Here is a 15,435-nt window from a genome sequence, read left to right on the forward strand (position 1 = left end):
TCAGGTCCTTCCGTGCCCCGGGATGGCGGCCTCGGCAATGCTCAGGGCGGTTGCGTAGTCAGGTTTGCCGGTAATAAGGCGAGGGATATCACCAGTGCAGTGCAATTCCCGCGGGAGCTTATAGCTGGATAAATTGTCGGCCAGTGCGCCTCGCACGGTATCCAAATTAAGCTCACTGCCATTACGGGTGCTGATCAAAGCAACAACTCTCTGCCCCCAGCGTTTGTCTTTGCGACCAAACACCAGTGCGTCAAGTATCTCCGGGTGCGCTTTGAGGGCTTGTTCGACCTCTTCGGGAAATATTTTTTCTCCGCCAGAATTGATGCAGTTGGAGCCACGCCCGAAAACTACGATCTCTCCATTCTTGTCTTGCCGTGCACTGTCGCCGGTTAGCAGCCAACGTCGGCCATCCACCATGACAAACACTTCAGCGGTTTTTTCAGGCGCATTGTAGTAATGCTTTGGGATGTGACCGCTGCGAGCCAGAATGCCGCGCTCTCCGGGGGTAGCGTGACCCCAGCCCGCTCGACCTGTGTTGCTCAACACAGTGATCGTGTCTGAGGCGGGAAAGCTGGTCAGACCCGCGCCGGACGAGCCGCTGGCCTGGCCAATCTGGCCGGACTCCGAAGAACCGAAACCGTCCACCACCGCCGCCTCTGGAAACTGCTCGCGAAAGGCCGCCTGGTTGCTCGCGGAAAATACTGCCCCACCCGATCCGATATTGACGATGCTGCCCAGTTGCCAACGCCCCGGATTTTCATGCAGCGCCTCCAAAAGTGGAATGGCCATGGCGTCGCCAACCAACGAAATAGCGTTAACCTGCTCTGCTTCAACCAGATCCCAAACTTGCTCGCCGCGTAACGAACGGTTTGGGTTGAGAATCAGAGTGCTGCCACTCAGCAACATCATCAGCGCGTACCACACGGCAGCACCGTGCATCAAAGGGGCCAGCGCAAGTCCGCGAATGGGTTCTGGTAACAGACGGCTAAGGATATCCTCTGGTTCGCGACAAGGGCCGGCGGGGGAGAACACGGCGCCACCACCGAGTGCTGCGTAGAACATGTCACGGTGGCTCCAGACCACTCCTTTGGGATAGCCTGTGGTGCCACCTGTGTAAAGAATGAACGTATCATCGTCGCTGCGTGCCAGGAAGTTCCTCTGGCTGCTGTGGGCGGCCAGTTGCTCTTCATAGTCCCCACTGCGGCTTCCTGCCGAGCGCGGGGCGCTGCGATCATCCACAACAACCAGACTGGTGATGAGCGTCGGGCACTGGGTCATCACTGATACCAATAGCGGCTCAAACTCTTGCTGTAATATGCAGGCCTTGATATCGGCGTTGTTTAGTAAGTAGATCAACTCATCAGAAGCGTATCGATAGTTAATGTTTATCGGTACGGCACGTAACTTGAAGCAGGCCAGCAGGGTTTCGATGTACTGACAGCTGTTGTATAGATATATGCCCACATGGTCCCCGGGACCGATACCTTTCGCTTGCAATACGTGCGCTAGCTGATTGCTGCGGCTCTCAAGAGAGCTGAAGGTTCTACGTTGATCGCCACAGACTACCGCCTCTCGCGTTGAGCAGCAGTCGACGACCAGTTCAAATAAATCGGCAAGATTAAATGAACTCACAATAGGTCCCCCTCTAGAAATGGACGCCTTTCATCAGCGCGGCCAATGCTACCTGCTCACTGGTCGGATCGACCTTGTCCTTACCCTCGATACCTTTGGCGGCGTTGGAGTCGTCGAACATACGGAAGCTGGCGTTCATGCCATGGGCGAGCGCCTTGGGAAGGAAGGTGCCTGCCACCTGCATCCACTTGCCCATGGGTGTAGTGATGCGGCTTGGGCGGTCAATAATGGCTTCGACGATCATCTCCGCAGCCTCTCCGGGCGTCAGAGCAGGAACAAAGTCATATGCCGCTGTCGGACCGATCATAGGCGTTCGCACTAAGGGCATATTGATATTGGTGAAAGCAATGTTGCGATCCAAAAACTCAGCTTCTGCGACCCGAGTGAATCCCTCCAGTGCACTCTTGCTAGCAACGTAGGCAGAGAATCGCGGTGGCGGGCCGATAACGCCCATGGAGGAAATATTGATGATCTGGCCATTTCGCTGCACCGACATTCCAGGCAGAAAGCCGAGGGTCAAACGTAGCGCCCCGAAATAATTAATCTGCATAGTGCGTTGAAAATCATGGAAGCGATCGTAGGAGAGCTCGATGGAGCGCCGGATTGAACGACCAGCATTGTTGATCAGGATATCAACAGTACCGTGCTCGATGAGAACCTGCTTGATAAAGCTATCGCAGGCTTCCATATCGGCATTGTCGGTGGCGTAGACGTGTATTTTGGCGCCTTTTGCGAGAATCTGGTCGCGCGTCTCTTCCAGCTTCTCAAGGGTGCGGCCTGTGATGATGACTTCAGCGCCGGCCAGTGCGAGGCGTTCAGCTACAGCAGCTCCAATTCCTGAGCCAGCGCCAGTGATGACCACCCGCTTACCGGCGACATTGCCCGCGAGAGAGCGATCCACAAATAGATTTGGGTCGAGGTTGCGTGCCCAGTAATCCCACAAGTTCGCTGCATAGTCTTCCAAGGGCGGTAGACTGATTCCGCTATCTTGAAGAGCTCGCTCTGTTTCCCGCGCATCATAGCGGGTCGACCATTTCATCATGCCTAAAGCTTCTACTGGCATGCCAAGGCTGTCGCAGATGGCTGCAATCATGCGTTTGACTGGCGGTAGTTTGGCGGCCATGGAAAGTAGACCGCTCGGCAGAAATCGAAAAACAGATGAGTCGAAGCGCATGGCCATGCGTGGCGCGTGAGCGGCTGCAGCGAAGATGTTAAACATCTCCCCGAAACTGTACTGCCGGGGATTTACCAGATGAAAGCAACCTCCGTCGCACCCCTCTTTGTGAGCGATGTAGTCTATGGCATCGGCAACATAATCCACTGGAACGACGTTGATGCTGCCCGAATCCACGCTGGCCAACGGAAACCATGGCGGCAACAGGTCACGCATTTTTCGGATTGCTGTAAAGCTATAATAGGGACCGTCGATTTTGTCGATTTCACCTGTGCCCGAATGTCCGACAATGCTTGCAGGACGGTAGATTCGGTAGGGTATTGTGCACTCGTTGCGCACCAGCCCCTCGGATTCGTGTTTGGTGAGGAAATACGGATTGTCCAGATTCTCCGCCTCATGGAACATGTCTTCACGAAACGTACCACGGAACAGACCGCCCGCTGCGATGGAACTGATGTGGTGAAAACAGCCTGCTACCAGTGTTTGTGCACAGTTGATGGCGTTGCGCGTGCCCAGCACATTGGCAACATGTTGCGCCTGAGCGTCGGCTGCAATGTCATAGATTGCCGCAGCGTGGAAGAAATGGTCGATTTGGTTTTTGAGATTTGCAATTGTTTGGGGTGTTAGCCCCAGATCGGGCTTTTCTAGGTCGCCAAAGACCGGGTTTAGACCGATCGGTGAACCCAGTCGCCTAGCTAGCGCATTGTAGCGCTCACGAGAGGTGGGGCGAACAAGTACATACACGTTGCCGCCACGTTGCAGCAGCTTCTCAACAAGAAACCGACCCAGAAAGCCGGTTCCACCAGTCACAAAGTAATCCATTGTTATCTCCTGCCGGTCTACAGGGCTGTTTTTGCGCGCCTAGTATTAATGAGCAGGAGGAGTTGGTGACATTGCCAAGCTTGGCAAATTATTGGGCAAATTTTCGCAAATAGGTCAGTCGCAGTGCTGTTGCTGGCGAAATGCACTGGGTGTAACGCCGGTCCAACGTTTAAATGCCCGGCTAAATGTGGATACATCGGAGAAGCCAAGTTGCTCGGCGATATTGGCCGCAGGCTGCTGATTTTCACGTAGCAAAGCAACCGCTCGCTGGCGCCGGAAATGATCTTTTTCCTGCTGGAATGACGTGCCCTCTTCAGCGAGACGACGGTGCAATGTGGCGCAGGTCATGTGCAGATCCTCTGCAACCTGTTCTAAACCGGGCAGTGACGACCGGGTTGATTCGAACAGCGCGCAACGCACGCGTGAGACCGTGCTGTCGCGCAGAAAATCCACCGTTACCAGGTCATCTGGAAAGTTTGCCAGCATTTTTTCGAGATCAGCATTGCTTCGGCTGACTCTACGTTCTAGATAGTGAGCGGAAAATTCCAGAGCGCAACAATCGGCATTGAAATACATGGTGCAACCGAAGAAATTATTTCCCTCAGACCAATTCCGGGAAGGAGGTAGATCGACATGTACCGCGAGTAGATCAATGAAGTTGCCAATCAGCCAACTGGCAAAGCGGTGCCATATGTACAGGTTGGAAATACGTCCGAATCGACCTGGAAGGGACAAAAGCTGGCTAAATGAAAACTGTTCAAGAGAGAGGATGTCGGTCGCTTTCTGGTCGTCAAATTGCAGTATCACGCGATAGTGATCGCCCTCTCTTTCAAGTTTGATCTGCTGACCGTGATGAAAGCGCGTATAGAATTGCCGTCCTTTTTGAAGCGCCTCCTCAAGGGTTTTGCCAGTCAGCATGTAGGTATATAGAAGGCGGTAGCTGCTTAAGCTCAATATGCTCTCGACGTTTTGAGCAGTGCTGTGGATGTCCTCTTGGGAGCGTCGGACCAAATCAGTAAACAAGCGCCCAGCTGCCAGAACACTGACTCCTTGAAGGGTACTTCCGGGAGTCAATAGAGATTCCGGCAGTTGATGGGTCTTCAGTAGCTGCACCAACTCCTCTCGGGGGCGCCTTGCCAGTGCGAGTAGCCCTTCAAGGTAGTGTGCGGGCATCATTTTATTATCCATAATAGGACACCCCGCTGCCTAGGCTATGGGCCTTGGCGGTTTACTGTTCGCGGAGACTATTTGGAGCCTCTCACTTCAACAACGTAGCAAGGCCAAGGGGTGTGCGCAACGCTTTTAGGCCACAACTTTAGCGCTTCTGATGTATTCAGAAATTCGTTCAGAATAGCATTGGATCTTTTCGCTTTTGCCGTTGTGCGACTGTGAGTCGGCGTGGAACACTGTCCGGAATTCTGGGTGGTCGGCGTTGAAAGCTAGCCACCCTGTTCTATTCAATCTCGGTTTTGTGAACCCGACGTACACGACAGGAGCTTTGCATGGAGGCCGTGCTCAAAGTCCGCCGTTTTTTGCCCGGTTGGAGGTGACCTCATTGGCGACGTTGCAAGTCGGCTCCACCTGTCGCGCACAGCAGTCTGGCAGTACCTTAAAGATTTGCCGGGTCATCGATTGGTTCGCCCAGTCAACAAAGCCGTTTGAACTAGCAAGACTTCGCCAGTGACCCTGCTATTCACTGGCGCCAGCGGGTATGAATGGACTGGCATCCAGAATTCCCATCAGAACCGGTAGTTGGCCGTCAGCCCCAGGGTGCGCGGCTGCACGATCATCTGCCGGTTGCCGTTGCCGTACCACTGCTCGAATACGCCGGTGTCGTAGCTCCAGTAGCCGCTGGTAAAGGCCCCGGTCACCCCCTCTTCGTTGCCGAGGTTTTTGCCGTAGAGGGTTAGGTCCCAGTTGCCGGCAACCAGTGACAGGGAGGCGCCGAACAGCCAGAAGCTGTCGAAGGTCTGGTTGATCACCGAGCGCTGGTTGATGTAGTTCTCGGCCTCGGACTGGTAGTAGGCGCTGGCGCGGGCCACCAGCGACCAGTCCTCGCCCAGCGCCCAGGTGTTGTCCACCGAGGCGGAGAAGACGTTTTCCGGGGTGCCGGGCAGGGTGGACCCTTGCGGGGCGATGACGCCGCCGCTCTGGGGGCTGATGAAGTCGGCGTCCAGCTCGGCCTTCACGTAGGTGTAGCCCAGGTGGTAGTGGAAGCGCTCGCCCAGATAACCGTCCAGCTCCATCTCGATGCCCTGGGTGCTGGCCTCGTCGCCATTGGCCGCCAGGAAGAAGCCGTACCAGTCGGAGGTGGCGTTCAGCTGTGGGTCCTGCCAGTCCACGTAAAAGGCCGACACGGTGTAGCTGAGGCTGTCCAGGCGGCCCTTCACGCCCACTTCGTAGTTGGTGGCGGTGTCCTTGTCGTAGTTGCGGATGGCCTCGGCGTTTGGCTCGCCGAAGTTGTCGCCGTTTTCCAGGCTCGGGATGGCGTTGGCGCCACCGCGGCGGTAGCCCTCGGACACGGTGCCGTAGAGCATCGCGCTATCGCTCACATCCCAGCTGAGGTTGAGCTTGAGCAGGATGTCGCTGTCGTCGTCGGTGGATTGGGGCACCTCGGATGAGGTCCAGCCCTCCACCAACGGGAAGCCCATCAGGGTGTCGTTCACCGTTTCGTTGTCGAACCAGCGCGCGCCCACGGTGACGCGGAAGGTATCCGAGACGTTGTAGGTCAGGTCGCCGTAGACGGCGACTTCCTCAAACTGCACATCCCGCCGGTACTCAAAGTCGCGCTCAGTAAGGCCGCTGTAGAAGCGCGGCCAGAAGTTGTCGCACACCGGTGAGCCGGTGGCGCGGCAGGCCTCGTTGAAGGCATTCATGCCCGGGTTCCAGCTGTTCTGGTACACCACCAGGTCCTGGTCCATGTAGAAGCCGCCGATCAGCCAGTCGAAGCCGGCCACCGATTCGTTGGAGATCAGCCGCAGCTCCTGCACAAAGGTGTCGTCTTCGTAGCCGCGTTCGGCGCGCTGGGCCGGGCGCGGCCAGCCGCTGTAGCCGAAGGATTCTATCCAGTCGCGGGAGGCGGCGGGGTCGTCCTCGCCGCCGCTCACCCACAGGCCGCCGTTGTCGGAGTCGCCCGCGCCCTCGTGGTCGTACCAGGAGGAGTTGGAGGTAAGGGTGGCAAAGCCGAGGTCCCATTCTACGTCCAGGCTCATCAGGTCCACCTCGCGGGAGGAGGGTTCCAGCAGAACCTGGCCGCTTTCGTGCTCGCCGTAGTTGCGATACAGCGGGGAGTCCTGGGGCTGGTTGTTGTCCCCCAGGGTGGTGGCCCGGCGGGCGCCCACCTCGTCCTGCTGGTGGTGGTAGCTGCCGCGCACGCTGAGCCGGTCGGTGATGTCCCAGGCCAGGGCGGCCTTGGCGTATTCAATCTCCACATCGTCGGCGTCTTCGGCGTTGCGGTAGCAGGCCCCGTTGTTCAGCAACTGGTCGTTGCTGGCATCGCGGGGGCTCACGCAGTTGCCGTTGCCGGCGTCGATCAGGGGCTCGCCGAAGGCGTTGAGCTGGTAGGCGTTGACGTAGTCGATCACGCCGTCGTTATCGATGCGCCCGGCAGAGGCGCGCAGGGCCGCGCGGTTGCCGATGGGGATGTTCAGCATGCCGAACAGATCGGTGTTGTCACCCTCGGAGCCGTCGGTCTGGCTGTAGCTGCCGCTCAGCTGGCCCTCGAATTCCTCGGTATTGGGCTTGCGGGTGATGTAGCGCACGGTGCCGCCGAGGGAGCCAGACCCGTACAGCGTGCCCTGCGGGCCGCGCAGTACCTCCACCCGCTCGATGTCGCGCAGCACGAAGTTGGCGAACAGCGGCGTGTTGTCGACATAGGTGGACACGGTGGGCACGGCGTTCAGCGAGACGTCGCCGTTCAGGGAGCTGTCCACGTTGAGGCCGCGGATGATGATGCTGTTCACAGTGCCGGAGTTGCGATAGCCGCGATCCACCACCGATACGCCGGAAATGGCGCGCAGCAGGTCGGCCTGGTCGGTGATCTGCTGGGCTTCCATCTCGCTGCCGGCCATGGCGGAGATGTTGTAGGGAATGTCCTGTACCGACTGTTCCCTGGCCGAGGCGGTGACCAGCACTTCCTCAAGCTGGGTGCCCTGGGCCTGCAGTGGTGCAGCGCCGTGCAGCAGGCCGGCGGCAACGGCACTGGCCAGCAGGCGGCGCCGGAAAGGGTGGGTTTGGATAGGTGCAGACGTCATGGTGCTTCCCCCGAAACTGTTGTTATGGCTGTTGGCGTGCTGTGTGAGTGGTGAATGGAGAATGGTGAATAAGGATTGACCAGGCGCCGCGGCAGACCTAGAGCCAGTTGCGCCCTGTGCGTTAGTCCAGTTGTGGTTCGCCCTCCCGGGGCGGCATGCGCAAAGCGCCCAGCTCAGCCAGTGCCCCCTGGCCGCGCCCGGGTAAATCGAAGGCCGGTAGCGGCATGGTGCTGTCGCGAAAGCTCTTGAGGGTTTGGCACAGGCCAAACACGCCACGCTCGCGCACGCGGCGCACGTGGGCCAGGTCGATCTCGACGGGCATCACCTCATGCAGCTCGCCTGCCTGGTGCAGAATCTGGCCGTCGGGCCCAACGATAATGGAGCGGCCGTTACCGAGTTCGCCGGCCATGTTCACGTTGAAGAAGTAGCACTGGTTGGTGATGGCGTTGGCGCGGGCCAGGCTCAGTTCCAGGTCGCGGTCGATGGTGTTGGTCATGGTGGGGCACAGGATGACCTCGGCGCCCAGCCAGGCCAGGTTGCGCGAGGTTTCCGGAAACCACTGGTCGTAGCAGATGGACAGGCCGAAGCGGCCGACACCGTCAACGTCGAAGGTGCAGAATTCGGCGCCGGGCGTTACGCCGGTTTCGTAGGGGCAGAAGGGAAACATCTTGCGGTAGCGCCTTACCAGTTCGCCGGCCGGGTTGAACACCAGCGCGGTGTTGTAGGTGGCCTGCCCCGCGCGCTCGTACACCGAGCCCGGCACCAGCCACAGGCCGGTGTCGCGCGCCAGCGCCGCGTAGAAAGGCACAATGCCATCGCTGGCGGGGTCGGCTCCCGTGCTCAGCACCGTTGCCGCCGCCGGGTCGGCGCCGCGGGTGGCCAGCTCGCCGAGCACCACCATCTGCACCCAGGGAAAGCGCCGGCGCACGCGGCGGATGTGTTGCTCGATCAGGCTGCGGTTGTCCTGGTTCGACAGCTGCAGCTGCACAGCGGCGATGGCGAAGCGGCTCATGGTGTCCCCCGGGCCTGGATGTTTATGGGTGCTTGTTTTGTAGCGCTGGCACGGCGCTGGCATGGCCGATACTGTAGGGCGCGGGCTGCGCGCGAGATAGGGCCAGTCGCACAGCCGCGTTTAGGCCAGTTGCTGTTCAGCTGCCCGGCGGGTACTGACGCAGGGTCAGGGTGTCGCCGCGCTGGGTAAATTCCAGGTGCTTGAGAAAGGACATGCCAAGCAGCACCTGGCCGCTGCCAAGGCCCGGCACAATGGCCGCTGGCATGTCCTCCAGGGCGATGTCGCCCACGCTGACCCGGTCCACCCGGGTGGCAAAAGCGGTGGCCAGGCCGTTGGCGGTCTGGGTGGTCAGGCGCTGCCCCGGCTGCAGGCGCAACTGCTCGGCCACGGACTCCGGGATGGCAATGCCAGTGGCGCCAGTGTCCAGCATGAACACTACCGCTTCGCCGTTGATGCGCCCGCTGGTGACGTAGTGGCCCTGACGATTGCGCTTGAGGATGACTTCGCGCACCCCGCCCTCAATCACCTGGCTGTTCACCGGCCGGTTGGGGTTCTGTTGGCGCTCCAGCAGCCCGGAGAACCACGCGCCCAGCAGGGCCATCAGCACAATCCAGGCCAGGGCCTGCATCACCAGCCCCATGCGTTTTTGCTGTCGGGCGTCCGGTGGCAGGGTCATGCGTGGGCACCCTCGTCCACCGCCACCGGGTTGCGGCGCAGGATGGCGCGGTCGATCAGCCAGCCGTCTTCATCAAACAGTTTGATGATGTCGCCGTCCAGGCGCACGTCGTACACGCCGGTTTCGCCCCAGGCCCAGCGCGACCAGCGCCGGTGCCAGCGGTTGTTCTCTATCCACCATTCGCCCTGGTCGCGGTCTTCGTTGGAGTAGCCGGCAATGCCCACCAGGGCGCCGCCCTGGTGAATGGCAATGGTGCAGGGGTCGCCGTAGGCAATGATGCAGATCATGGTGGTGTCGGTAACGGCATCGCGCAGGGCCTGGCCGGTGAGGTGCCTGCCGCGGGCATCGGCGAAGGTTTCGGTTTTGTTGCCGGTGAGGTCGTGGAACAGTTCGCGCAGCTTCAGCACGCCCTCGCGAATGCGCTCCAGGGGAATGCCGGTAATGCCCATTCGAAAGCAGTTGCGCGGCGCGTCGTCGGCGCTGGCGTAGTAGTGGCGCACCGGTTCAATCAGAATGCCGCGGCGGGCCGCTTCCTTGGCCACAAAGGTGTCGTCCAGGTCTTTGGGGCCGCGCACCCACAGGGCGCTGCCGCCCTGGGCCGGCGCCAGCTCCACGTAAAACAGCATGTAGTAGTTCAGCGCCCGGCGCAGGGCAATCCAGCGCTCGCGAAAGGTGTCGTGCAGGTGCATGAGAAAGGTGTCGTAGTGGCCCAGCGACAGGAAGAACGCCGCGGTGCGCTGGTTGTTCAGCGGCGGGTGGCGCACCATCAACTGGCGCAGTTTGCGCGCCTCGCGAATCACCTCTGGCGCCGCCACCATAAAGCCCAGGCGCAGGCCGGGCGACAGCACCTTGCTCAGGCAGCTCATGTAAATCACCCGGTCGTCGCCGTCGAGGCTGCGCAGGGCCGGGTGGGGGGCGTTCAGGTAATTGCTTTCAAATTCAAAGTCGTCCTCGATGATCAGCGCGTCGTTGCGCTCCGCCAGGGCCAGCACGGCCTGGCGCCGGGCCATGCTCATGGTAACGGCGGTGGGCGTCTGGTGGCTGGGGGTGACGTAGATCAGCTGGCAGCTGTCCAGCCGCTCGTCCACCACCAGCCCTTCCTCGTCCACCGGCTGGTGCACCAGCGGCGCGCCGCGCTGGGTGAGCAGGCGGCGCATGGCGGGGTAGCCGGGGTCTTCCACCGCCACCGGCACATCGGCATCCACCAGCAGTTGTACTGCCAGGTACAGGGCCTGCTGGGTGCCGACGGTGATCAGGATTTCATCCGGCGAGGCCTGAATACCCCGGCGCGGCAGGATGTGGCTGCGAATCTGCTCGATCAGCATGGGGTCGTCGGCATCGCCGCTTTCGCCCGCCCACTGGTTGATTTCGCGCACGCCCAGGGCCAGCCGGCTCGCCTCGCGCCACTCCTTCACCGGGTACAGGGAGGTGTCGAACTGCCCCTCGATAAAGGGATAGGGATACTGCTGCCAGTTGGGCGGGCAGCTGAAGGCGGGCTCCGGCGCGCTGCGCCCGCGAAAGCGCTGGCGCCAGCGGGGTGAGAGTGCGCCGCGCTGGCGCTCGCTGCCCTCAAAGCCCACCCGGTCCTGGCGCACCTTTTCGTTGACGTACAGCCCGCTGCGCTCGCGGCTGATCAGATAGCCCTCGTCCAGCAACTGCTGGTAGGCCAGCACCACGGTATTGCGGGCCACGCCCAGCTGTTCGGCCAGCTTGCGGGAGGAGGGCAGCCGGCGGCCCTCCGGGAAGGTGCCCAGCATGATGGCGTCCACCAGTTTCTGGCGTATCTGGGCTTGCAGGCCCAGGGTGGAATCCGGGTCGAGGTAGATCAGCGTGTCGGTAACGGCCATCGCGGCATAGTACCGGAGCCGGGGGGCGGCGCAAGCGCGAGCAAATGCCAGTGCTTTGTGGCCCGGTGCGCCGTGGCTGCTGCGCCCGAGAGCCCCTAGACTGGGCGCACTTGCAACCGCCTTGCCCGCCAGCGGGCGATGACATCACAGGATAGTGTTATGGCCAGTTACACCGCCCCCCGCCGCGACATTCAGTTTGTGCTGCGCGAATTTCTTGATGCCGACAGCCACTACAGTGCCCTGGCGGGTGATGCCGCCGTGGCCCCCGACCTGCTGGACGCCATCATCGACAACGCCGCCAAGTTTGCCGAGGAGGTGGTTGCCCCCACCTTCCAGAGCGGCGACGCCGAGGGCTGCCACTTTGCCGATGGCCGGGTGAGCACCCCGGCCGGCTACGCCGAGGCCTTCCGCCAGTGGGGCGAGGGCGGCTGGCAGGGGCTCACGGTGCCGGTGGCCGATGGCGGCCAGGGCCTGCCGCCCTCGGTGGGCCTGTGCGTCACCGAAATGGTGGGCGCCGCCAACTGGGCCTGGAGCATGTACACCGGCCTGTCCGGCGCGCCGGTCACCTGCCTGCTGAACGGCGGCACCGAAGCGCTGAAGGCGCGCTTTCTGCCCAAGCTGTTGAGCGGTGAATGGGCCGGCACCATGTGCCTGACCGAGGCCCACTGTGGCTCCGATGTCGGCCTGCTGCGCACCCGGGCCAGCGACAATGGCGATGGCACCTGGAACATTACCGGCACCAAGATTTTCATCTCCGGCGGCGACCAGGACATTACCGACAACATCGTGCATGCCATTCTGGCCCGCACCGAGGGCGCCCCCGCCGGCACCGCGGGCATCTCCCTGTTTATTGTGCCCAAGTTCTGGGTGGAGGAAGACGGCACCCTGGGGGCGTTCAACCACGTCAGCTGCGGCTCCATCGAAAAGAAAATGGGCCTGAAGGGTTCGGCCACCTGCGTGATGAACTACGACGGCGCCCGGGGCTTTATGCTGGGGGCCGAGAACCAGGGCCTGGCGCTGATGTTCAAGTTGATGAACACCGCCCGCATCGGCACCGCCCTGCAGGGCCTGGCCATGTGCGAGCGCGCCTTCCAGGGCGCCCTGGCCTACGCCCGGGAGCGCCTGCAAATGCGCTCCCTCACCGGGGCCAAAAACCCCGACGGCCCGGCGGACCCGATCATCGTACACCCGGATGTGCGGCGCATGCTGATGACCCAGAAGGCCTTTACCGAGGGCGGCCGCGCCTTCCTGTACTGGCTGGCCCAGCAGGCGGATGTGATCGCCCACGGCAGCGCGCAAGACGCCGAGGCGGCCAGCGCCCTGCTGGAACTGCTGACCCCCATTGCCAAGGGTTTTTGCACCGAAACAGCCCAGGAGGTGAGCTACCTTGGCATGCAGGTGTTTGGCGGCCACGGTTACATTGCCGAGCACGGCATGGAGCAGATCGCCCGGGACAACCGCATTTCCACCGTGTATGAAGGCACCACCGGCATCCAGTCGCTGGACCTGATCGGCCGCAAGGTGCTGGGCAGCGGTGGCAAGCTGCTGCGCGGCTTTACCAAGGTGATTCACAAATACTGCGAGGCCCAGGGGGGCAATGCGGCAATGGCAGAGTTTGTGGCCCCGCTGGCCGAGCTGAACGCCGAGTGGGGCGATCTCACCATGAAGGTGGGAGAGGCCGCGATGGCCGATGCCGAGGCCGTGGGCTCGGCATCGGTGGACTACCTGATGTTCTCAGGCTACGTCACCTACGCATGGGTGTGGGCGCGCATTGCCGAAACCAGCCTGGCGGCCCTGCAGCGGGCTGAAGGTGAGGGTGACGGTGAGGGCGAAAGTGACGGCGCGTTTTACCGCGCCAAGCTGGCCACCGCGCGCTTCTACTTCCAGCGCCTGCTGCCCCGGGCCCGGGCCCATGCGGCGGCGGCCATGGCGCCACCGGCATCGGTGATGGCGCTGGCGGAGGAGGAATTTGCCTTTTAAGTGCCGGCAGCCCGCCTAGGACTCGCTGGCCGCCGGGGCGTACCAGATGGGCGAGCTGAAGGCCCGCTCCTGGTGTACCAGCGGTACCGAGTTGGGCATGTCGGCGCCAAAGCGTACCTTGTCGTACAGAGTCCAGCGCGGGGTCGGGATTTCCAGCACCCGCAGGTAGTAAAAGGCGCGCTGGCTGGCGTCAAACGCCGGGTCGGACCACACCGCGGTCAGGGCGTCGGCGCCAATGCTGTTGGCGTAGCTGGCTTTGTCGAGGTCCACCGTGTTGCCCACCGCGGGCAGCTTGCCGCCAGCGTCTGGCTGGCGCTCACCCGACCAGGCCACGTCGAACACCTGCTCGTGCAGCTCGCCCGCGGCGTCCACCCAGCCCTTGATCACCTGCACCCGGTCCAGGTTGGCGCCCTGCGGGTCGCGCTGGGCGGCTACGATAAAGGTGGGGGCGCGGCCCTCGGTATCGGCGGCCAGGTCGGCGCCCATCGGCACGCCGCGCTGGTAACCGGCGCGGGCCAGGTCGGCGCCCAGGTCGTCCTGTGTGAAGTCGTAACCGGCAAAGAAGCGCAGGGTCATGCGCGGGCCGGTGGTGGCGAAGGTTTCGCGGCGCTTCATGGCGTCCCAGATGGCCTCGCGGGTGTTCTCGGTGGCCCACACGCCCATGGCGCCAGAGGCCGCCATCTCCCAGCCCATGTAGTTGTCGGTTTCGCCTTCCAGCAGCGGGAAGTTCCAGCGCTCCTTGCGCGGCTCCAAGGTTTTGAACTTGCCGAAGAAGTTGTCTTCCTCGCTGGCGGCGAGCCCGGTGTGGGTGTCGGTGCCGGCATTGGCGCCATAGCGGAAGGGGTTGGCGCCCAGTTCACCTTCAATGCGCATGCCCACCTTCAGGGCTTCGCGCCAGTACTCCCTGGGGTAGGAGCCCTCGGGCTTGGGCTTCAAGATCAGGTTGCCCCTGTCCCACAGGTCCCAGCTGGCGAATTCGTCCTCGGGCGACAGCAGAGGGTGGGATTCACTCTGGCCCTTGATCTGGGTGACTTCGTACAGCGGCTCGTAGTGGGCGCGGGTTTCGGCCCACTCCCGGGTCATTGGCGAGCCGTCGAACTGCTGTTCCTCGAACATGCGGCCGTTGGACATATTGCCGTTGTGGGGAATGGCCAGCACCTGGCCGCCGGTTTTGTCTTCGTAGGCCTTCATCCAGGCCCACAGTTTTTCCGGTGCCTGGGTTTCGAAGGTGGTGAGGGGGCGCACCTGCGCCGCGCGCTCGCCGCCATCGCGGAAGATAACGTTGCGGTGCAGGTTGTCGCCGCCATCGGCATTTACCGTCCATTCGTAGGCGATGAAGGTGGTGAATTCGCCGGGCTTGTAATACTGCTCGGCGGCCTTGATGGTTTCGGTCCAGGCGGACTGCATCCACTTGGGGTCGGTGACCTGGCTCGGCAACTCGCCGTTGGACTGCATGCGCACCAGTTCGCTCTTGGCCGAGGCAGCGGCCGCGCCGCCTTCCTGTAGTGCCGCGCGCCAGCGCTTGAGTGTGGGCACCGCCATCATCTCCGGGTTGCCGTCAATAATCTGGTTGATCACGCCCATGCCGTCGGAGTGGTCGGTCACCATGAACCAGTCGAAGGGGCGCTGCAGCTGGGCCTTTTGCCCGGTGTTGGAGGTAACCGCCTGGCCCAGGCCAAACTGGTAGGCCTGGAAGGGGTCCACCACGGCGCCGTCCATGCCGGCATCGGCGGACCAGCCGGTGTGTACGTGGGTATCGCCAAACAGGGCCTGGCGCGGGTAGTCGTCTTTGGCCAGGGCCGGCAGGCTGGTGCTGGCTTTTGCTGCAAACAGGGCGGCGAGCAAGGCGGAGAAAAGAGTGCGGCGGGGGAAGAACATGGCGGCTTCTCGCAGTATGGTCAACGTTGCAGCCAAGCTTAGCAGCTGGGCGGGAAATTGCCGTGGAAAAACGGCCATTGGCACTGGCCGCGCCGGGCATTGGCGCAGCGGCGCCCATTGGCTAGGCTGTGGGTAGCGTGCGCCATAACAATAAGGACGGT

Annotated in this window: 9 protein-coding genes; 1 reads left to right on the top strand and 8 read right to left on the bottom strand. The window is 62.0% G+C overall.

Annotated features, from left to right (window positions below; translation table 11 throughout):
* The 7 genes from DDZ17_RS16815 to pdxR all read right to left on the bottom strand — a co-directional run bounded on the left by DDZ17_RS16815 (window position 1) and on the right by pdxR (window position 11,416).
* The gene (locus DDZ17_RS16815; protein WP_241505927.1) at window positions 1-1,632 is read right to left on the bottom strand and encodes an AMP-binding protein; all 1,632 of its coding nucleotides are present in this window, start codon (window positions 1,630-1,632) and stop codon (window positions 1-3) included.
* Window positions 1,633-1,645: 13 nt separating this feature from the next.
* Window positions 1,646-3,628 (bottom strand): SDR family oxidoreductase, encoded by a 1,983-nt coding sequence (locus tag DDZ17_RS16820; protein WP_116368124.1) that lies wholly within the window; start codon window positions 3,626-3,628, stop codon window positions 1,646-1,648.
* A gap of 114 nt (window positions 3,629-3,742) precedes the next feature.
* Complete coding sequence (locus tag DDZ17_RS16825) at window positions 3,743-4,816, bottom strand: helix-turn-helix transcriptional regulator (RefSeq protein WP_116368125.1); 1,074 nt, start codon at window positions 4,814-4,816, stop codon at window positions 3,743-3,745.
* Window positions 4,817-5,367: 551 nt separating this feature from the next.
* Window positions 5,368-7,881 carry a TonB-dependent receptor gene (locus DDZ17_RS16830; RefSeq protein WP_116368126.1) on the bottom strand — a complete coding sequence of 838 codons (2,514 nt, stop codon included), beginning with the start codon at window positions 7,879-7,881 and terminating at the stop codon, window positions 5,368-5,370.
* Between the two features lie 121 nt (window positions 7,882-8,002).
* The gene (locus DDZ17_RS16835) at window positions 8,003-8,893 is read right to left on the bottom strand and encodes a carbon-nitrogen hydrolase family protein (RefSeq protein WP_116368127.1); all 891 of its coding nucleotides are present in this window, start codon (window positions 8,891-8,893) and stop codon (window positions 8,003-8,005) included.
* A 136-nt stretch (window positions 8,894-9,029) separates the two neighbouring features.
* Window positions 9,030-9,569, bottom strand: coding sequence for a retropepsin-like aspartic protease family protein (locus tag DDZ17_RS16840; protein ID WP_116368128.1), 540 nt, complete (start codon window positions 9,567-9,569; stop codon window positions 9,030-9,032).
* Window positions 9,566-11,416: a MocR-like pyridoxine biosynthesis transcription factor PdxR gene (gene pdxR, locus DDZ17_RS16845; RefSeq protein ID WP_116368129.1), complete on the bottom strand. Its 1,851-nt coding sequence runs from the start codon at window positions 11,414-11,416 to the stop codon at window positions 9,566-9,568. Before pdxR ends, DDZ17_RS16840 begins: the two co-directional genes overlap by 4 nt.
* Window positions 11,417-11,575: 159 nt before the next feature.
* Here pdxR and DDZ17_RS16850 point away from each other — a divergent pair, with 159 nt between their 5' ends.
* Window positions 11,576-13,396, top strand: a complete 1,821-nt coding sequence (locus DDZ17_RS16850) for an acyl-CoA dehydrogenase C-terminal domain-containing protein (RefSeq protein WP_116368130.1) — start codon at window positions 11,576-11,578, stop codon at window positions 13,394-13,396.
* Window positions 13,397-13,411: 15 nt separating this feature from the next.
* Here the strand turns inward: DDZ17_RS16850 and DDZ17_RS16855 are convergent, their stop codons facing one another.
* Entirely contained in the window at window positions 13,412-15,298 is a 1,887-nt protein-coding gene (locus tag DDZ17_RS16855) for a DUF3604 domain-containing protein (RefSeq protein WP_241505928.1), read from the bottom strand.
* Between the last annotated feature and the right edge of the window lie 137 nt (window positions 15,299-15,435).

Origin of the sequence: Parahaliea mediterranea, assembly GCF_003402235.1 — a bacterium.
GTDB classification, from domain to species: domain Bacteria; phylum Pseudomonadota; class Gammaproteobacteria; order Pseudomonadales; family Halieaceae; genus Parahaliea; species Parahaliea mediterranea.